The organism is Cellulophaga baltica (assembly GCF_018861125.1).
Classification (GTDB): Bacteria; Bacteroidota; Bacteroidia; order Flavobacteriales; family Flavobacteriaceae; genus Cellulophaga; species Cellulophaga baltica_A.
This window is the reverse complement of record NZ_JAHKQN010000019.1, coordinates 137,405-158,819: the sequence shown is the minus strand read 5'-3', so window position 1 is coordinate 158,819 and position 21,415 is coordinate 137,405. Positions and strand designations below refer to the sequence as shown.

The 21,415-nt window shown below is 28.2% G+C and carries 20 protein-coding genes; 6 read left to right on the top strand and 14 right to left on the bottom strand.

What is annotated here, in order from left to right; translation table 11 throughout:
- Together KO500_RS09835 and KO500_RS09830 are read right to left on the bottom strand one after the other, a co-directional pair.
- Positions 1–625 (bottom strand): sugar transferase (locus KO500_RS09835; protein ID WP_215956370.1); only part of this gene is annotated, 625 nt, incomplete at its 3' end.
- Positions 618–1,679 carry a hypothetical protein gene (locus KO500_RS09830; RefSeq protein WP_215956369.1) on the bottom strand — a complete coding sequence of 354 codons (1,062 nt, stop codon included), beginning with the start codon at positions 1,677–1,679 and terminating at the stop codon, positions 618–620. The genes KO500_RS09835 and KO500_RS09830, both read right to left, overlap by 8 nt.
- 133 nt (positions 1,680–1,812) lie before the next feature.
- Between KO500_RS09830 and KO500_RS09825 the strand changes: the two genes are divergently transcribed.
- From KO500_RS09825 to KO500_RS09800, 6 genes are all read left to right on the top strand, one after another.
- Positions 1,813–2,658 carry a formyltransferase family protein gene (locus tag KO500_RS09825; RefSeq protein ID WP_215956368.1) on the top strand — a complete coding sequence of 282 codons (846 nt, stop codon included), beginning with the start codon at positions 1,813–1,815 and terminating at the stop codon, positions 2,656–2,658.
- Positions 2,659–2,792: 134 nt separating this feature from the next.
- Positions 2,793–4,166, top strand: coding sequence for a sugar transferase (locus KO500_RS09820; RefSeq protein ID WP_215956367.1), 1,374 nt, complete (start codon positions 2,793–2,795; stop codon positions 4,164–4,166).
- Positions 4,167–4,208: 42 nt separating this feature from the next.
- Entirely contained in the window at positions 4,209–5,312 is a 1,104-nt protein-coding gene (locus KO500_RS09815; protein WP_215956366.1) for a hypothetical protein, read from the top strand.
- Positions 5,313–5,324: 12 nt separating this feature from the next.
- Positions 5,325–6,812 carry an AMP-binding protein gene (locus KO500_RS09810; protein ID WP_215956365.1) on the top strand — a complete coding sequence of 496 codons (1,488 nt, stop codon included), beginning with the start codon at positions 5,325–5,327 and terminating at the stop codon, positions 6,810–6,812.
- Positions 6,813–6,816: 4 nt separating this feature from the next.
- Positions 6,817–7,062: an acyl carrier protein gene (locus tag KO500_RS09805; RefSeq protein WP_215956364.1), complete on the top strand. Its 246-nt coding sequence runs from the start codon at positions 6,817–6,819 to the stop codon at positions 7,060–7,062.
- Between the two features lie 8 nt (positions 7,063–7,070).
- On the top strand, positions 7,071–8,099 hold the full coding sequence (locus KO500_RS09800) for a GNAT family N-acetyltransferase (protein WP_215956363.1): 1,029 nt from the start codon (positions 7,071–7,073) through the stop codon (positions 8,097–8,099).
- Here KO500_RS09800 and KO500_RS09795 read toward each other — a convergent pair.
- The 12 genes from KO500_RS09795 to KO500_RS09745 form a co-directional block, all read right to left on the bottom strand.
- Positions 8,094–9,047, bottom strand: coding sequence for a hypothetical protein (locus KO500_RS09795; protein WP_215956362.1), 954 nt, complete (start codon positions 9,045–9,047; stop codon positions 8,094–8,096). The two genes, KO500_RS09800 and KO500_RS09795, sit on opposite strands and share 6 nt — an antisense overlap.
- 5 nt (positions 9,048–9,052) lie before the next feature.
- Positions 9,053–10,507 (bottom strand): MBOAT family O-acyltransferase, encoded by a 1,455-nt coding sequence (locus KO500_RS09790; RefSeq protein ID WP_215956361.1) that lies wholly within the window; start codon positions 10,505–10,507, stop codon positions 9,053–9,055.
- A gap of 35 nt (positions 10,508–10,542) precedes the next feature.
- Complete coding sequence (locus KO500_RS09785; RefSeq protein ID WP_252732473.1) at positions 10,543–11,529, bottom strand: OmpA family protein; 987 nt, start codon at positions 11,527–11,529, stop codon at positions 10,543–10,545.
- A complete protein-coding gene (locus tag KO500_RS17335) occupies positions 11,499–11,717 on the bottom strand; it encodes a hypothetical protein (RefSeq protein WP_252732472.1) in 219 nt (72 codons plus the stop codon). The genes KO500_RS09785 and KO500_RS17335 overlap by 31 nt, the downstream gene beginning before the upstream one ends.
- Positions 11,718–11,838: 121 nt before the next feature.
- Complete coding sequence (locus KO500_RS09780) at positions 11,839–12,273, bottom strand: hypothetical protein (RefSeq protein WP_215956360.1); 435 nt, start codon at positions 12,271–12,273, stop codon at positions 11,839–11,841.
- 4 nt (positions 12,274–12,277) lie between these two features.
- Complete coding sequence (gene bshA, locus KO500_RS09775) at positions 12,278–13,420, bottom strand: N-acetyl-alpha-D-glucosaminyl L-malate synthase BshA (protein WP_215956359.1); 1,143 nt, start codon at positions 13,418–13,420, stop codon at positions 12,278–12,280.
- A 67-nt stretch (positions 13,421–13,487) separates the two neighbouring features.
- Positions 13,488–16,400, bottom strand: a complete 2,913-nt coding sequence (locus KO500_RS09770; protein ID WP_215956467.1) for a glycoside hydrolase family 3 N-terminal domain-containing protein — start codon at positions 16,398–16,400, stop codon at positions 13,488–13,490.
- A gap of 105 nt (positions 16,401–16,505) precedes the next feature.
- Positions 16,506–16,988: an ABC transporter ATPase gene (locus KO500_RS09765; RefSeq protein ID WP_215956358.1), complete on the bottom strand. Its 483-nt coding sequence runs from the start codon at positions 16,986–16,988 to the stop codon at positions 16,506–16,508.
- Between the two features lie 18 nt (positions 16,989–17,006).
- Positions 17,007–17,798: a (Fe-S)-binding protein gene (locus KO500_RS09760; protein WP_215956357.1), complete on the bottom strand. Its 792-nt coding sequence runs from the start codon at positions 17,796–17,798 to the stop codon at positions 17,007–17,009.
- 12 nt (positions 17,799–17,810) lie between these two features.
- Positions 17,811–19,127 carry a (Fe-S)-binding protein gene (locus tag KO500_RS09755; RefSeq protein ID WP_215956356.1) on the bottom strand — a complete coding sequence of 439 codons (1,317 nt, stop codon included), beginning with the start codon at positions 19,125–19,127 and terminating at the stop codon, positions 17,811–17,813.
- 3 nt (positions 19,128–19,130) lie between these two features.
- Positions 19,131–20,096, bottom strand: coding sequence for an MlaD family protein (locus KO500_RS09750; RefSeq protein ID WP_215956355.1), 966 nt, complete (start codon positions 20,094–20,096; stop codon positions 19,131–19,133).
- A 59-nt stretch (positions 20,097–20,155) separates the two neighbouring features.
- Positions 20,156–21,388 (bottom strand): N-acetylmuramoyl-L-alanine amidase family protein, encoded by a 1,233-nt coding sequence (locus KO500_RS09745; protein WP_215956354.1) that lies wholly within the window; start codon positions 21,386–21,388, stop codon positions 20,156–20,158.
- Positions 21,389–21,415 lie beyond the last annotated feature (27 nt).

The window sequence follows — 21,415 nt, the reverse complement described above, 5'->3', positions numbered from 1 at the left end:
TTTCATCCTTTTTTGTTTTTGATCTATAAATATTAAAATCTTCTATAATTCCTGATTCTGGAATATTTACATTTGAAGATTTAAATACTTTAACAAATGACATGAAAAGTATTTTTAGATCTAAAATTAAACTCAAATTATTAACATACTCAACATCAAATTTAAATCTCTCTTCCCAATTCAAATGGTTTCTACCCGAAATTTGAGCTAAACCTGTTATACCAGGCCTTACCAAATGCCTCTTATTCTCTTCCTCTGTATAAAATGGCAAATAATATGTTCTAAGAGGTCTTGGTCCAATTATACTCATATCTCCTATTAATACATTTATCAATTGTGGAATTTCATCTAAAGAGGTTTTTCTAACAATGTTTCCAACCAAAGTAATTCTATCTTCATCAGGTAACAGTTCTCCATCTCCACCTCTCTCTTCTGTCATAGTTTTTAATTTATAAACATTAAAAACTTTTTGGTTTTTACCTGGGCGATCTTGAACAAAAAATGGAAAACCTTTGTTTTGAAAAAATAATATCAATATCACAACCAACATTATTGGAAATGATAATATTAATATTATAGATGATAGTAAAACATCAAAAAAACGTTTAAAAAATATTTTATACATTATCTGTTATCCATTTATTTATTACTGTAAAAATTTGCACCATTTGTTTCTCTGAATAACGAAAATCAATATGTATATTTAATAAGTATTTATAATCAGAAGTCAGTACGTTATCAGGCCATAACTCTGAGGGATAAATTGCATTACTAATCAAGTACATTTTTAAACTATTAAAATATTCTTTGTCTTTAAAAATTAAGTTTAACCCAAAACTTGCAATATCCCCCTTTTCTATCACTTTAAAATTCTCAGTTTTTATTAGGTTTAAAACTAAAATATCTAAATTATTTCTTTTAGGTTTGTTATAATCAAAACTCAAATATTTCTCTACTATAGATTTGTGTTCTTTTTTTAAGGTAACAATCTGATAATGATTATGTAAATATTTTTCTGTATCAGTTATGAGTGACAAAAACTTTTCTTTTGAGCTGTCATTATCACCCAACAAATAATCTTTTTTTAAACTCATTGCTTCTACATTGTCATCCCATTTAACGTAAAAATCAGAATCAACTATTTGCAAATCATCAATTAACTCCACTACTCCATTTGGTTTCCAACAGATACCTCCTAATGGTATTGGTAAAGTTTTTCTCAATGATGCAAAACAATAATCAGCGTTGCTATTAATACAATTTGGTGACAACCACCCGTGTGAATGATCCTCAATAAATAAAGCTCTATTTTTTAAACAAGGAATAATATAATCACTTAATCCCCAAAAATTGTTTAAAACAACTATATCATTTGAACCAAATTTTGCATAAAAAGATTCATCTAATTTTTCATTAGTTTCAAAAGGATTTATGTCATAAACAGCAATATTAGAATAGTTTTCTTTTAACCAAGCTGTCACATGTTGACAATAATATTTTGGTAACCATATAGTATCAACTTTTTGATTTAATGATAGCATATCTATCAAATACTTAATAGCTTGCCTACCCGTATAGAACAATTGATAATTAGATATAAAATCATTTATATCTAATTTAATTAAATTGCTACTTTCTGGATTATGGAAAAAAGATCCAATCTCATTTTTCTCGCTCATACCTTACTGCTCACTTTACTTGTTCGTAAATACTTAGTAAAGAAAATAAAAATAAAAAGAGAAATATATTAATTAAGTTAAAATACCTTTTTCTTATGATTAAAGTTTTAAGCAATCCATTAAATTTGTAATCATGGGAAAAAATATTTTATTTATAGGATCTAGAATTCATGTTTTTAAAGAATGTCAAAATTTTAACCTATCAATTGTAAAAATATATGCTTTAAAAAACAGTCCTTTATATCAATATTTAGCGGAACAAAAAATAGCATTTAAAAGCTTTGAGGTTAAAGACAAAAAAAATATTTTAGAAGATATTTATAAGCAAGACTTTGATTTTTTAATATCAAATGGATGTCCTTATATTTTCCCAGTTGACAAATTTAAGAATGATCAAATTTTATTGAACATACACCCAACTTACTTGCCTCATTTACAAGGCAAAACACCTTTAAATGGAATATTTTATTTAGAATATGATTTTTACGGTGCAACTTTTCATTTAATTGATAAAGGTATTGACACTGGCAATATTATTTATCAAGAAAAGCATAATATAACACCTGATTTAGATTTAGGATTAATTTATTACCTATCAATGAAATTAGAAGGTGTTGTTTTTAAAAAAGGATGGGAAATAATTTTAAATAACAATTTCAAAATTGATAGTTCTAAACAAATTGGTACATCGAGCTACTTTAATAGGACCGATGACATGAGAATAATTGATTTTGACTATCATACTACAGACGATATATTAAGAATTATAAAAAGTTTCGGAATTAGTTCACAAGGGTCATATTGCAATATTGGAAACAAAAAATATATCATATTTAAGGCATCAAAAATTATAAATAATGAAATTTTAACTTTATTTAACAAAAATAAAACAGGTTCAATTTTATTAAATTATGATACAAATATGCTCTTAAAGACGATAGACGGTGTAATTAAAGTTGAAAAATTTAATGTAGTTTAACCGATATTCACAACTAATATCTAATAAAACACTTATTTCATCTAGTTTTTAAAAAATGATTATTCTAATTAATATTATTATAATCATCTTTGAAAAAAAACTATAGTCCATTAACCATTATTTAACACATTAAAATGTCTACAAGATTTAAGTTTAATATACTTGAAAGAAAGTTTATTTTAGTAATAGGAGATATTATCATGGTTCTCTTATCACTATATTACTTTATACATTGTGCTTTTCAAATTCATGAAATATTATCAGTTAAAACAATTACATTTTACACATTAGGTTTGATTTTATATTTAATGTTAGCCTACGTTTTAAACTCATATAGTTTTGAAAAACTATCCGTTTTTAGCATAAAAATGTTATCAAGGTCTATAGCTATCTCTCTATTATTTGTTATTATAATCTTTTTTGTTGGCTTATTTTATTTCAACCCTTATATTAATAGAGTTAATATATTAATTTTTTATGCAGGAACACCGTCAATTATAATTGCATGGCGTTATTTATTTGATAATGTTTTTAAATTTTTGCCTCCAGTAAAAAACGTACTTTATATTTATGATAAAAACTCAAAAGAAAGTTTAAAAGAAGATGTTGAATCAATTAATGGTAAAGACAATAAAAACACTTTTTACGAGGTAAAAGAAAAATTATTTCTATCAAGCAAAGAATCTTATTTTAATGATACTTTATTAAAAAATATTGACACTTATGACGCTTGGGTTATAAATGTTAAAAACTACAATAAAATTAGTCCTGAAATTAAAAATTGCATGCTTTCCACAATTTTGTCCGGCAAAGAAGTAATTACGTATACATCATTTTATGAAAATAATTATGAGGCATTACCAATTAAATGGCATAATGATAGTTTTTATGAAATATTACAACTTCAAAATAGGAAAATTAGATACTTACACACTATTAGTAGCTTTTTTATTAATTTAATATTATCGATTACAGTTGGTATTGTATTCTTTTTAGTCACTCCTTTTGTGTGGTTTTTAAACTTATTTTTCAATAAAGGACCATTATTTTACACACAAAAAAGAGTGGGACAATATGGAAAAGAATTTGATATATATAAATTTAGATCAATGGTTATTGAAGCTGAAAAAACAGGAGCTAAAATGGCTGTGAAAAATGACACTAGAATTACACCTTTTGGGCGAATTTTAAGAATGTTCAGAATAGATGAACTCCCACAAATTTTAGCAGTAATTAAAGGTGACATGAAATTCATTGGACCAAGACCAGAAAGAGCTGTTTTTGTAAACCAATTAAACGAGATAACCCCTTTTTATAATATAAGACATTTTATTAAACCCGGTATAACTGGATGGGCTCAAGTAATGTACAAATACGGGGAAAACTTAGAAGACTCAATCAGAAAACTAGAATTTGATTTATTCTATATTAAAAATAAATCAATAACCTTAGATTTTAGAATTATATTTAAAACAGCCACAACAGTACTTTTTTCAAGAGGTTTGTAGCTACTTTATTTCAAATCAAACAAACCCAATTTAATACCTTAGATGAAAAAAGAACCATTAGAAATTAATACTATTACTAAAAAGAATCTTGTTGAATATTTAAATAACAATTCTTTATGGAGTTTTAAAAATGGTTACTATCCTTTTTCAAAAAGTAAAGCTACTTGGTTAACTAAAAACCCATTAATATCGGATGATGATATCTGTGCCGTAATTGCTACTGAGAACCAAGAGTTAGTTTCTTTTGTAGGTTTAGTACCAGATTTTATTAATTTAAATAATAAAAAACACAAAATTTATTGGACTAATAGATGGTGGGTAGCAAATTCGCATAAAAATACCATATTGCCAACATATGTTTTGAACACAGCATTGAATGCAGCTAAAAACAAGGTGTTAATAAAATATTTAGGTAAAGAAGTAGAAGAATTTTATGAAAAACAGCCTTTCAAAAAATTTTCAGAGAGAACAAGATATATTATCATTTTCAGCCTAGATTCTAATTTAATAAGTGGAAAATTCCCTTTTCTAAAAAAATTATCGGGAATTATGTCTTTTTTTGACAATGTTAGTTATGCTCTATTAAAAAAAATAAACAAAATAAAATTACCCAAAAAAAACAAGGAAATTAAATATAATTATTTCAGTCAAATCAATAACGATGATTGGAGTACTATTCAACAAATAATTAATAATAAAGACACAATTAAGAGTTTAGATTATTTTAATTGGCAAATTTGTAATAATCAATATACTATTACGACTATGAGTAAAAAGAATGAAAATTCTTGTTTACTTGATAGTACATCTAAATTAATTTATAATTTAAATTTTTTTATTATTCATAATGAAAATGAAATTGGATTTATTTCTGCTTTAATAAAAGATCGAAAATTTATCATACGATACTTTGAATGTGTAAGCGAAACAAAATTTGAACTGTGCTTAAGTGCTTTAATGGAGAATTTCATTAACACGAACACTACATTTATTCAAACAGATAATGCTTTATTAGCTGATGAAATACAAAAAAACTACAAGTACATTTTAGCTAATAAAAGAAAATTATATTCTTATGCTCATAACAGTATAAATGAAGATTTTACTTCAATTAAACTACAAGAACACGAAGGTTTCTTTTTATAATTAATATAAAACATGAACGTATTAAAGAAATTAGAATACAATTTTAAAAAGTATAAAAATAATAATGCCTTCTGTATTAATGATATAAATTACACCTATAATCAGCTTTTTATAAAAGTATCTCAAATTAGAGATATCATACAAAAAAATATTCCAGACCAAGAGCAGATATGTGGTTTGTTTGATTATAACGATATTGAAACATATGCAACAATTATTGCGCTATGGTTTGAAGGCAAATCATACATACCTGTAAGTGTAAGTTCTCCAATTGAAAGAAATTCATATATTTTTGAATCAACATCAATTAATTTTTTGTTTTCATCACATTCAGAAGAAAATTATATTGAAAACTTTTCTGTATTAAGTTCAAATATTAACAGCAACGAGTTAATTAAATTTAAACCATATATAATAGATGAATCTAATTTATTATATACAATTTTCACATCTGGGTCAACTGGACTTCCCAAAGGAGTACCAATAGATCTGAAAAATTTGAATTCGTTATTTTCAGCAATGAAATTTGACGAAAGACATGATATTTATCCTACAGATAAATGTTTACAAATGTTTGATTTAACTTTTGACTATTCAATAGTTACGTTTCTATACCCATTATTAAATGGAGCTTGCGTTTACACCCTTCCTAAGGACCAAATAAAATATATGTATATATATAAATTAATAAATATATACCAGCTTAATTATTTGATAATGGTTCCTTCAATAATTAATTATCTAAAACCATATTTTGGTGAAATGAACTTTAAGACCGTTAGGTATTCATGTTTTGGAGCTGCACCCTTACCTTTAAATTTAGTTGAAGAGTGGAAAAAGTGTGTGCCAAACGCTAAAATATATAATTCATATGGACCGACAGAAAACACTGTAACTTCTACTTATTATGATTTTAATGATTATCAAAATCAAATATCAAAAAATGGTATTGTTGCGATAGGAAAACCACTAAAAGGTATCAAAACTATAATTCTTGATACTAATAATAAAATTGTCAAAAACGGAGTTGAAGGTGAATTGTGTGTATCTGGAAACCAGGTAACCGTTGGTTATTTAAATAATACTAAAAAAAATAAATCATCGTTCATCATGTATGATTATGAAGGTTTTAATTTGAAGTTTTATAAAACTGGAGACCTATGCATTAAAAAAGATGATGAAACTTTAATTTTTATTGGTAGAAAAGATTTTCAAATAAAAATAGGAGGTTACAGAGTAGAATTGGGCGAGATAGAACATCATTCAAAAAATTTCTTAAAAAATAACAATATTTCTGTTATAGATATAATCAACAAGAATAATGAAACTGAACTTGCACTTATAATTGCTAATGAAGAATTTGATACAAAAAAATTAATAAACTATCTAAAAACAAAGTTGCCCAGTTATATGATACCTACAAAAATAAAATTTGTAAAAGAATTATTATATAATTCAAACGGTAAAATAGATAACAATAAACTAAAATCACTTTTTTAAAGATATGGACACGGAACAAACTATAAATCAATTAACAAAAATTTTCACTCAAGTATTAGAACGTGATTCTATCGAATTAAATTTAAACACAACTGCAAATGATATAGATGGTTGGGATTCAATCACACATATGATGATTATTAATGAAGTAGAAAACGAATTGAACATTAAATTTAAATTATTAGATTTAATGAATTTAGAAAACATATCAGATTTAGTTACTTTAATTCACTCTGAACAAAAAAATTAGTGTAAATAATGAGATTTAATTTAATTACAAACAAAATAAATAGTGATCAAGACAAAGAAAACTATAGCAGTTATGTAAGTGAAATTAATTCATATAATCCTTTTTTTAAAATTGAATTATTAGCAATTAAAACAGATTATCAATTATATTACTTTTTATTTGAAGTTGATAACCAACCAAAGGTTTTAATGCCTTTTTACCTAAGAAAAATTGAAGATAAACCAAGCTATTTTGATGTAATTAGTCCTTATGGTTATAGCGGACCATTGTTTTCAAAAGGTACAGAAGATTTTATATTACAAGAATTTTGGAGCAACGTAAAGGAATGGTATTTAAAAAATAATGTTGTATCAGAATTTATACGTTTTAATCTTGAAGGCAATCACAAAAATTATGGCGGAGCTACCAACGCTACTTTAAACAATGTTAGAGGCATAATTTTAAACGAACCCCAAAAACAATGGGATAATTTTAAATCTAAAGTTCGAAATAATTATAGAAAAGCTCAAGAATATAATTTAGTTAGCGAAATTCACGAAGGTGAGATTAGTGAAGAGACTATACAGTCTTTTTACAATATTTATATTGATACAATGAAACGTAACCAGGCAACTGATCAATATTTTTACACTTTTAATTATTTTTTTGACTTTATAAAAAACAATACAGAAAACAGAATACTTATTATAATCTTAAAAGACAACACCCCTATTTCTGTAGAGTTAATATTAAAATCAGATGACACATTATATTCTTTTTTAGGCGGAACTGATTCTAATTATTTTGAATGTAGACCAAACGATTTTCTAAAAATTGAGGCTTTAAACTGGGCCAGAGTAAATGGCTTTAAATATTATGTTTTAGGTGGTGGAAGAAAAAATGGAGACAACTTATATAAATACAAAAAAACATTTTTTCATAAAGATGAAGATGTTATTTATTACACTGGAAGAAAAATTGTTAACCCTGAAGTTTATAATGAATTAAGTAAAGGTAAAACTACTGATTCTGATTTTTTTCCACTATATAGACTATAATTTTTTAACAACTTTTGATATTTCATTAGCTACAATTTCTCTACCATTATTATTCCAATGCTTATCGTAAATTAACGTTGTATTTTTAGAAGAACTATTTAATTTTTCACCAATAGGTATGTATTTAAATTTATTATCTGTCAAATATTTTAGAAATTGCTGTGGTGTTTTATTTTCTTCAATCAACAAATAATAGTTTGATTTATCAAAACCATATAGGTCAATTAGAGATTTAAAGTTATCTATCTTTTTATTTATATCTTCAATATGATCTGTGCTATCTTTTTCTTTTTTATTTGTATTTCTTTTGACAAGTAAACTTTCTTTAATGTTACTAAAAAATTTTGTAATTGGGTTTAATGCTCCAATATTTTTTAGATAAACGAGAAGTTTAATTTTTTTTAAACTTCTATTTAAAGGTGATTCTAAGGCTAAACGTGAGGTCATAACTTCATACTTTGATCTATCTAAATCATTAGTAAACTTAAGTCCCAAAATAACTAAATCAATATTTTCAAAATCCCTTGAATACTTATTAATTAAATGTAATTGATCTGCAAAATCATAACCAGCATAACCATATTCATAAACAGACACTGTATCTTTAAAAATCGTTTCAATTTTCTTGCCTATAGAATTGTAGTAATTCTGATGAAATCCTTCAATAAATGAGTCTCCAACTAAAGCAATTTCGTAACCCTCTTTTGTTGGTTTAAATTCTCTATATGAATTAAAACCTTTATCATTTATATGAAACTCTGAGAAGTTTTGCCTCCTATTACCTGTTACTGAAAAACCTTCTTGATTAGGCTTCCACTTTTCAACTTCAAATTCATCTACATACCGACTTGGTGTGTCTTTTGCTAAATGAAAAACTCTAACTAAAACCTCTAAAGCAAGTAGGATTAATATAAAATATAATGCAAATTTTAATATAAGCTTTTTCATATATTTTAAAATTGGAAGTATATAAAAGATCTATCAACACCATCATCAAAAAATAATAAAATTGTAAAAATAATGACTGTGTAAATTAAAAAACGAACTATTTTAGATTTAAATTTAAATGGGTTTCTCTCATCTTTTCGAATGATAAACTCATATACTACAAAAACCAGTATTAATATATAATAATCAATCATTCTATAACCTAAAGGATGATTATAGTTTTCAAAATGAAAATTAGTTGCTATCTGTTTTATAAAATTAAAAGAAGCGGTAATTGACTCTGATCTAAAAAATATTCTTGAAAACGTTACGATAGCAAATGTTACGAACACTTGAAAAACTTCTTTAATTGATGGTAAATATGAATTTTGGGCAATTACAGTGTTCTTATAAACTGCATTTCTACCTAATAAAAAAACAGGTATAAAAGCTACTGCATGAAAAGCTCCCCAAAAAATAAAAGTCCAATTTGCACCATGCCAAAAACCACTTACCAAAAAGACAATACTAATATTTCTTATTGATACTAGTTTGCTCTTTCTTGACCCTCCCAAAGGAATATAAATATAATGTCTAAACCAGGTTGAAAGAGATATATGCCAACGTTGCCAATATTCCGCGACATTTCTTGAAAAATTAGGAAATTTAAAATTAGACATCAATTCAAAACCAAATAGTTTTGAAGTACCAATAGCAATATCAGAATATCCACTAAAATCTCCATATACTTGAAAACTAAATAATGTTACACCTAATATTAAAGTAGATGCGGAATAGGTGTTATAATTATTAAAAACATCATCTACAATTGGAGCTAATGCATCAGCTATTACAAGTTTTTTAAACAAACCCCAGAGTATTAATTTCAATCCACTTACAATTTGATTATAATTAAATGATCTCTTATTTTCAATTTGTATTAACAAGTTAGATGCTCTTTCAATTGGACCAGCTACCAGTTGAGGAAAAAAACTGACAAAAGCTGCAAAATTTAAAAAATTACTTGTAGGCCTTAATCTCTTATAATAAATATCTAAAGAATAAGACATTGTTTGAAAAGTATAAAAAGAAATACCAACAGGAAGTATTATATTTAAAGTCCATGTACTCTTAATCGCATATCCAAAGAATTGAAACATTTCAATAAACGAGCCTACAAAAAAGTTGTAATACTTAAAAAAGCCTAATAAAGATAAATTGAAAATAATACTAACCAACAACCAAAGCTTTGCTTTATTAGCTTTACTTTCATATTTATTAATAAATATTCCAACAAAAAAATCAACAATAGTACTTGCTAGAATCAAAAATAGAAACCTCCAATCCCATAAGCCGTAAAAAAAATAACTCGCAGTTAAAATTAAAAGATTTTGAGCTTTTAATTTATTTTTAAAAACAAACCAGTATAATACAAATACTACTGGTAAAAAAACAGCGAAATCAACTGAGTTAAAAAGCATTAATATAATTTACTTTGGTTGAGTATTATTAATATTTAGAAATTATTTATAACTATATCTATTCTTCTATTAATTTTATGTTCAGATTCAGTACAATATACACCATCTATACAATTATTTAAAAGTCCTTTTTCTCCATAAGAATTTGAAATTATTCGCTCTTGTTCAATTCCATTAATTGTCAAATAATCTAAAGTTTTTTGCATTCTTCTTTCAGACAAGCTTAAATTATAAGTATCTGTACCTCTTGAATCCGTATAAGCTCCTAACTTGATTGTAACTGTAGGGTTCGCTTTTAACAAATTAACAATTAATGACAAAACTGTTTTTGAACTCCTATTCAAATTAGAACTATTTAAAGCAAAATTTATAGCACCAAAATCATCAATTTTAGATTGTAAATCATTTATTTTTCTCTCTCTAGCTTCTAGCTTCTCTTTTTCCGCCAAAGCTAACGCTACTTGCTCTTGTTCTCTTTTTATTCTTTCAGTTAGTAAAATAGCTTCTTTTTCTGCACTAGCAATAGAATCGTTTTTTCTTTGATTCTCTTTTTCAATAGCTTCAATTAATGCTAGTTTTTCTTCCCCACTTTTTGAGAGTTCCTTTTCTATACCAAATTGATATACAAAACCAACAGCGTGCTGTAAATGATTTGTTACACCCTCAGATTGATTCATAGCCCATTTTCCAGATGAATTAAAATCTAAACCAATTCTATCAGAGAACCAGGTTCTAAAGCCTACAACTCCGTTTATTGTGCCTCTACTTGCGTTATTCGCTCTAGTAAAACCTAAACCTACTCCCAAATATGGATCAAACCAACCTGTTTCTCCTACAAGTTTATTTAAATCATAACTTAATCTACTATCAATAGCAAAATAATCCTTTTCAACTTCATTTACAATTCCATCAATAGTTTTACCTACTTTATATTTATTATAAGTTGCTATTGCCTCAAGACCCAAGCCACTTTTAAAATACCTACCTACACTTATTCTTGAAGGATAGGCACTACATTCCATTGAGTATCAAATTCAAATAATTCATTAAAAACATCATTCGAATCATCAACAATGTTTATTCCTACACCAAACATCCATGAACTAGAGGTAATAGAATCTTTTTTAGTTAACTCGACTGTTTCTTGAGAAAAAACAGAATTAAACAATAATAAACCAATACAAACCAAAGAATAAGGTCTCACTTTCATTTTCATAATTTTAACAATAAACTAAAGGTAAAATTAAGTCTATATTTTATCGATTACCTAAGAAAACTTCCAATCGGCAATTATAATCGACAGAAACTGTTTTTTAATAAAACATTAATGTTTATTTAACAATGTGTATTTTTTTACCGCTGTTTTCTATTGAATACAAATAAAACGGACTAATTAATGTTAAATCAATATTTTCATAACTATTTACATCAACCAACTTCAAAACAATATCTCTAGCTGTTTCTTTAGTTTTTTCTATAGAGGAATTGTAAGTTAAAAAACTTTCACCTTCGCAATAAATCACTACAGTTTCTTTATTAAAATCAATTTTAGGAAGTGCTAAACCAGGCTTTTTAGTTTTATTAATTTGTAAAAAGAATTTTTTTAAACTAGTAGCTTCTTTTATTATTAAGATTTTAGGTTGTTTTACCCCACTATAATTGTCTGACAATAAAAACCTTAACTCATTATCACTTGTGTTTTTTTGATTACTCTTTTTTTGAGCATTACATGATATTACTATAAAAAAGATTAAAAAATATTTCACGATTCTAATGCATTTTTTTAAACCTAAACTGTAACGCTTTTTCATATACAGCTTCATAAAGAGGCAGTATTCTTTTTAAATCAAATCTAAAAGCATTTTCAACAGCATTAGTTTTAAATGTTTCTAAGACTGAATCATCTTTTAATATTTTAATGGCATTTTCTGCCATTTCAGAAACATTACCAACATCACTTAAATAACCAGTTACGCCTTGAACGTTAACTTCTGGAATACCGCCTGCGTTACTAGAAATTACAGGTACCTTATTAATCATAGCTTCTAAAGCTGCTAGACCAAAACTCTCTGTTTGTGATGGCAATAAAAATAAGTCAGAAAAGCATAAAATTTTATCTATCTGGTTACTATTACCCAAAAACAATACTTTATTTTCAATTCCTAATTCTTCACAAAGTAATTCCGCTTTTTCTCTTTCAGGTCCCTCACCTACCATCAATAATTTTGCTGGTATTTTTTTTTGGACTTTATTAAATATTTTAATCACATCTGGGATGCGTTTTACTTTTCTAAAATTACTAATGTGTGTTATAATTTTTTCATCATCATTTGCCATCAAGGAACGTTGACAATCTGTAAATGAATTTTTAAATTTAGTAGTTTCAATAAAATTAGGGATAACTTCTATTTCATTTTCAATATCAAAAAGTTCTAAAGTAGAGTCTTTTAAATTTTGAGATACAGAGGTTACAATATCAGATTTATTTATACTAAACGTAACTGCAGGCTTGTAAAAGGGGTGCTTACCTACTAACGTAATATCAGTTCCATGAAGTGTTGTTACCATTGGAATAAAAATCCCTTCTTCTTGCAACATCTTTTTTGCCATATAGCCCGCATAAGCATGCGGAATCGCATAATGCACATGTAACACATCTATTTCATATAATCGTATAGTATCAACTAATTTACTAGAAAGTGCAAGCTCGTATGGCTGATAATGAAATAAAGCGTATTCCGGAACACTTACTTCATGAAAGTGAATGTTATTATTTAAAAGTTCTAAACGAACAGGTTGTTTGTAAGTTACAAAATGGACTTCATGCCCTCTATCAGCAAGAGCGATTCCTAATTCTGTAGCAACAACGCCACTTCCACCAAAAGTTGGATAACAAACTATAGCAATTTTCAAAATTCTACTTTTTAAGTTTTTAAATAGGTCGAGAATGTACGAATCTAATTACATTCAAAACTAGCATTTAATTTTCTATTGCATCATAAATAGCTTTTTGAATACGTGTTCTTAAACTAGATTTAACCAAAAGTGTATTACTTGCTGTAGGATATGTTCTATTTGATAGAAAAACATACACCAAATCTTTATCCGGATCTGCCCAAGTATATGTACCTGTAAATCCGCTATGCCCAAAACTTTGATGTGACACACAACCACATGTTGGCGAACCCGTTCTTAGGTCTGGTTTATCAAAACCTACTCCTCTCCTAACATTTTCATTACAAAAATAACATGTATTGAACTTTTTTATAGTTCGTGATGTTAAATACTGCTTACCACCGTAAGTACCGCCTTGCAAATACATTTGCATTATTTTAGCAACATCATTTGCATTACTAAACAAACCTGCATGTCCGCCAACTCCTCCTTGCATTGCAGCACCCATATCGTGAACGTAACCTTGCACTCTTTCATAACGATAATAATTATCCTCTTCTGTAGGCACAATTCTATCTTTATCAAATTTATTTAAAGGATTATAGGTAGTTGTTGTTGCTCCTAAAGGTGCATAAAAAAAATCATTCGCGAGTTTATCTTGTGGCTCGCCATAAGTATCTTCTATATATTTATGAAACACATAGTAGCCTACATCACTATACCTATACCGGTTAGATTTTAGTTCTTGACGCCCAATTCTATTATAAATTGAATCTTTATAGGCATTGGTTAAAAATAATTTATCATTTACTTTTATTGAAAAACCTTCAGTTGGTGTGGTTCTATAAAACTCATGTGATGGCTTTCTACTCTTATCTAAAGTACTAACATAAAAAGCTATCCATGCAGGAATTCTACCATAATGTGATAACGCTTTCAAAACAGTTACATCTTTTAAGTCTGATGTACTATATTCCGGAACTAAATCTTTAAATGTCTGATTTAGCTTTAATTTACCTTCCTCTTCCATTTTCATTAAAATGGGGAGTGATGATAGTATTTTTGTTAAAGAAGCTAAATCAAAAATATGTTCTATGGTTAACTTTTCTTGTGTGTCATATACAGGCTTACCAAAAGCTTTATTATATATAACTTTACCATGCCTAGCAACTAAAACTTGAGCTCCTGGGAACATTAATGAGTCTAAACCATGTTGCACTAACTCATCAACTTCGGCTAATTTTGTAGAATTCATACCTTCCCTTTCAGGAAAACTATAACCTAATCGTAATAGAGATCCTAATTTCAAACTTGTATTTACTGGCAATTCGGGATGAACAGTTACAGGCAATAAACCATTTACAGGTATTGCACCAAAAATTGCTTGAGCAACTCTTTCTTGAGCTATTTTACTATTTTGATAACCTATAATAATACTATTTATACCTTGTAAGCTTTTAATATCTAACAAGGAATACGGTTTTACAAATTCTGCTAAAATTAAATTTGAAGTTCTTAAACTTGCTATTTGTTTTAAAACTCCAAGTTCTTCTTGTGTGTATTTATATGATTTCCAAGGAGATTCATTACTCTTATGATGACCAACAATAATTACATTATAAGAGGCTAATGTTGAGGAAACTGATGCCAAGTCAGAAATATCAAATCTAGCTACGTCAGTATATTTTTTTAATTGATTATAAAACGAATCTCCTTCAGCATCACCAAAATGAATGTAAGCTATTTTTTTATTTTCTATTTTTTTTAGGGGTAGTAATAAGAATTCGTTTTTAGCTACCGTAATTGCATTTTCAATAGCTTCTTCATAGATCAAATCATTTTCAAGATTATTTAAATCTTCAAACAAATTTTTAACTTCAGTTGGCTTGTAATGTTGCAATCCTACTTTATATTTTGACATCAATATTTTTTTAACTGATGTTTCCAAACGTTGCTCTGTTATTTTTCCTTCTGAATAAGCATTAAGCAATCTAGCTTTAGCTGTTTTTACATCTTTAGGCATTAATAAAATATCATTTCCTGCCATAAAAGCATCCAGCTCAACGTCACCCGCTATTTTTGAAGTCCCAACTCCGTTCATATTTAAAGCATCAGTAAATACTAAGCCTTTAAAACCCAATTCATCTTTTAGAATACCCGATATTATTTGTTCTGAAAGTGAAGACGGAATCTCATTTTGCATCTCTAAACTTGGCACATTTAAATGCGCAACCATAATAGAACTTATCCCTTCTTTTATAATTTTTTTAAACGGATACATTTCTATACTATCTAATCTAGCTCGATCAAAAGGAATTTGAGGCAATGTTTTATGAGAATCTGTAGCAGTATCACCATGCCCAGGAAAATGTTTCCCATTTGATAATACGCCTACACTTTCCATACCTTTCATAAAGGCAATACCATTGCGCGTTACATTCTCTCTATCTTCACCAAAAGATCTGTTTCCTATTATTGGGTTTTGAGGATTTGTATTTATATCAATATCAGGAGCAAAATTAATATGAACCCCTAATCTTTTAGCATGCTTACCAATTTGTCTCCCTACTTTTTCTACAATTGAACTATCACGAATAGCACCTAAAGTCATATTCCAAGGAAATGCATAGGTAGAGTCTAAACGCATTGAAAGACCCCATTCAGCATCCATACCAATCAACAGTGGTAATTTTGATGTTTTTTGATATTTATTAGTAAGTTTAGCTTGCTGTACCGGACCTCCAACGGAAAAAATAACACCTCCAATATGTTCTTCTGCAATTAGTTGATTAATTTTATTGGTGCTTGCTTTGCTTTGGTTTGAAGCAACACTCACCATAAAAAGTTGCCCTATTTTTTCATCAATAGACATTGCGTCATACTTACTATTTACCCATTGTTGTTGCGAAATGCTATCACTTACTTGTAATGGATTTTTTTGTGCTGAAATGGACAAAAAAGGAAAAAGAAGTATAAATACTAAGAAATTTTTTAACATTGAAAAGGTATCTACTATAGGCAACCAAAAATAATGCCTTTTATTGCATTTCATCGAAGATTACAATAAAAATAGGTCTTAATAAGAAGTTAATATTAATATGGTTTACATAAATCTATTGTGCCAACTTTCTTCAGCAGGTACTTCCCAGTGGTTTAAATACTCCTCTTTATTAGCAACCAAATTATTAAATACAATAGTTTTTTTAGATACCGATTTATTCTTCGCCATCTTTTTAAAATCAAGCAACGTTTTATAAGCTACAAATTCACCTTGTTTGTACGATACATTCATTTTATCTAACAAATCAATATTGTATTTTTTTTCTAAACTTTGAATAAAACGAACTGACGCATCTATTGAGCAACCAGTTGCACCTGCCATAGTTTGATCTAGTGCAATTACAATAAAACGCTTATAAGGCATTTCATAACCTGCGCTCAAATCACTACCATGTGTAGTCCATTCATTTATAAAAGCATCTAATTCACTTTTAACTTCTGCAACTTCAGCGTCAGAAAAAGTTCTATTTGATTGGTATATCCAAACTCTTGACGTGTTTGGTAATTTTTCAAAATCTACTAACATAATTTCTACCTCTTCTAATTAAAGATCATCTGCAGAAGCAATAAGCTCAGCAATATCCATAACGGCTATATTATCTTCTTTTTCTTTATTTTTAACACCATCGGTCATCATCGTATTACAAAAAGGACAACCTGCTGCTATAATATCAGGTTTAGTTTCCAAAGCTTGTTCCGTACGCTCAATATTTACATCTTTAGTACCTGGTTCAGGTTCTTTAAACATTTGCGCTCCACCTGCACCACAACAAAGGCCTCTAGTTTTACAGCTTTTCATTTCTACCAATTCAGCATCTAATTTTTTAATTAAATCTCTTGGTGCTTCATATACATTATTAGCCCTACCTAAATAACAAGGATCATGAAAAGTAATACGCTTACCTTTAAACTTACCACCTTCCATAGTGATACGACCCTCTTCTAATAATTGCTTTAAAAATTGGGTATGATGTACTACATCATAAGTACCGCCTAAACCAGGGTATTCATTTTTTAACGTATTGAAACAGTGCGGACAAGCAGTTACTACTTTTTTAACCTCATAAGCATTTAAGACTTCAATATTGGTGACCGCCTGCATTTGAAAAAGAAACTCATTTCCTGCTCTCTTTGCAGGATCTCCTGTACAACTTTCTTCGGTTCCTAAAACGGCAAAACTTACATTTGCTTTATTTAAAATTTTCACAAATGCTTTTGTGATTTTTTTTGCTCTATCATCAAAACTACCAGCACAACCAACCCAAAAAAGTACTTCTGGTTGTTTCCCTTCTGCAAAAAGTGATGCCATTGTTGGCACATTCATTTCATTACTCATACCTAAAAGTTGTTATGATTCGTTAGACCAGTTTAATCTATCTTGTTGATTAAAAGGCCAAGGAGCTCCATTGTTTTCTATATTACCCATCATATTATTTAAATCTGGTGGTGCTGCAGATTCCTCCATTACTAAATATTGACGCATATCCATAATAATTGATAAAGGGTCAATACTTACTGGGCAAGCTTGAACACATGCATTACATGATGTACATGCCCATAATTCTTCATTAGTAATATAATCACCTAATAATTGCTTCCCATCAGGCACAAATGTTCCTTTATTAGTGTCTATGTTTTTACCCACTTCAACCAAACGGTCACGGGTATCCATCATAATTTTGCGTGGTGACAACTTTTTACCTGTTTGATTGGCAGGACACTCACTAGTACAACGGCCACATTCTGTACAAGTATAAGAGTTTAATAATTGCACCCAATTTAAATCAGTTACATCAGAAGCTCCAAATTTTTCGGGTTCTGTCTCCTCTACTCCTTCTGCTGGCGCCGCAAATGGATCAGCATCAGGGTCCATCATTAGTTTTACCTCATTAGTTACAGCTTCTAAATTTTTAAACTGACCTTTTGGTGTTAATTTTCCAAAATATGTATTTGGGAAAGCCAATAATATATGTAAATGCTTAGAATAGTATAAGTAATTTAGAAATATTAATATTCCTACAATGTGTAACCACCAAGCTGTTTGTTCTATAAAATGTAATGTGCTTTCTGACAAACCACTGAACAATGGAGTTATAAATTGACTTACTATATTACCTGAAGCTAAACTCTGGAAACTAGTATCAGTAGCATTCATAATTAAGAATAGACACATTAAAACAACTTCAAAATACAAAATAATATTACCATCGTTCTTAGGCCATCCTGTCATTTCAGCACTTAAAAAACGTTTAATTTTAATAATGTTTCTTCTAATCCAAAAAACAACTACTGATATTAAAACAAGTACAGCTAAAATTTCAAAAGTACCAATTAAAAAACCATAAATTGATACTGGTAAAACACTTAAACCAATTCTATGTGTGCCAAAAACACCATCAATTACAATTTCTAATACTTCTATATTTATAATTATAAAACCCACATATACTATAATGTGTAAAAAACCTGCTATTGGTCTAACAACCATTTTTGTTTGACCTAAAGCTATTTTAGCCATATTGGTCCAGCGTTGTTTTTTATTATCATTAATTTTTACATCTTTTCCTAATTTGATGTTACGAGAAAGTTTTTTTACATTTTGAGCAAAAAAACCTATTCCAGCAATTAATATAATGCTAAATAATATTTGAGGGATGTATTCCATATCTTATTCTTCAATGGTTTGTGCTGGATCGTTTTCAGGAACTTCGTAGTCTACCTGCTTTTTACCAAATACAGATACATTAACATAACGTTTTGGGTTTAAACGAAAATCTTGAAGTAGTAAATCTAATTCTCGTGATGAATTTGCTAAATTATCGTATAACTCATCATCCTTCATCAATTTACCCATAGTACCATTCCCCTTTTCAATTTCAGCTAACATAATATTTAAATTAGCTAGGGTTGACTCTAAATTTCTCATAGTTTGTGGTAATCCAGCATTTGAAATAGAATCTGATAGTTTAGAAAAATTATCAGTAATATTACTAATATTTTTAATAGAACCTTCTAAGTCTCTTTTATTAGAAGCCAAAATTCCATTTAAAGAATTTGCACTGTTTTGAAAACTCTTAACCAAATTGTTTAAACCAGTGATACTCTCACGTAAATCATTTTTAGTTTTAGCATCTAAAACCTCATTTACATTAATCAATAAAGAATCGGCATTGGTTACCGCTCCTTCTATTTTAGATTGTAAAGGAGTTAAGTTTTGTTGAACCAATTCTGTTAAACCTGGTTTTAAACTTGATTGTAATGTCTGGCCAGATTCCGCCATAGGAGCACCATCAAAAACAGGGATAATTTGAATTCCTTTTCCTCCAATTATACCTGTATCATAAAGTTCTGCTTTACTATTTTTTGAAAATTCAAACTCATTATTTACAGAGAATGAAACCTGTAGTTTTCCTGAACTATCTTTAAATTTAATTTCTTGAACCTTACCAACAGTATAACCATTAATAGTAATTGGAGTTCCTGACTGCAACCCACCTACGTTTTGATAAACAGCATAAAACGTTTTACTATTGTCAAAAATCGATGTAGATTTTAAATAGCTAAACCCCATTATAAATAATAAGATACCTCCAATAACTATAATTCCTGTTTTAATTTCTCTTGATATTTTCAACTTATTTTATTTTGGGTTACAAACAAAATTATAAATATTTTACTTGATAAATGATTTTTTTATTGAGAAACAAATTTCGTCGCCTCTTCAACCGATATTCTATTTCCACTTTTATACGCTACAATATAAGCGTCTTTAAAACCTTTTGAAATTGCTTCTGTTTTAAGGCTTTCAGCATTTGTTAATGATGTTGATTCACCATAAAGATACCTATTTACTGAATTAAAACTTTCTTTTGAAATATTTTTTAGGCCTTTAAAAACTGGAGATGTAGTCGCTAAGTCTTTACTGCTAGCAAAGATTTGAACTCTAAAAAAAACACTAGGCTTTTCCGATTCTTTAACAATTGTTGGTTCAATTTCTTTTATAGGTTCTTCTATTTTTTTAGGCACAACCTTAGGGGCTACTGTTACAACCTCCTTTTTTGGCTCAGCCTTTACAACCTCTTTAATCACAGGTTCTTTTTTAATCTCTGTTTCAGTTTTTACAAAACTTGGCTGATCACTTTTAACTGATCCGATATTGTTCTTGTAGTCAACTATGGCATCAGCAATAGCTTGTCCCATATCAGCTTGTCCTTTAGTTGAATTTAAATATTCACCTTCTGGTTTATAAGTTAAAAAACCAGTTTCAACCAAAACACTTGGCATAAATGTTTGATGTAAAACAATAAAACCAGCTTGTTTAACCTTTCTATCTTTTCTTTTTAATTCTCCAGTAAAATTATCTTGCATTGTTTTTGCTAATAAAATACTTTGATCTAAAAACTCTTCTTGCATAATAGTTAACCCTATAATAGACTCAGGTGAGTTAATATTATATGCAGCATAACGAGACTCATAATCATCCTCTAAATAAATAGCTGAATTTTCTTTTTTAGCAATATCAAAATTTTGCTTGTTGGCATGTAAACCCAAAACAAAGGTACCTGCTCCATGTGCCTCTGACGTGTGTGAGTCACAATGTACAGAAACAAATAAGTTTGCATTTGCTTTGTTTGCTATCTCACCACGCACATACAAATCAACAAATGTATCGTCTTTTCTAGTATATATAACTTTAATGTCAGGATGCTTTTTTAAAGCCTCGCCTACTTTTAAAACTATATTTAATGCAATATTCTTTTCTAGATAGCCATTTCCTAAATTTCCGGGGTCATGCCCTCCGTGACCTGCATCAAGAACCACTATAAATGGATCTTGAGCAGCAGTTAATTTGTAATTCCCGCTAAACGTTATTACCGAAAAAGGTAACACAAAAAGCATTAGCAGATAAAAACATTTCTTATTCATATGTTATGATATTTGTAATAATGGTTA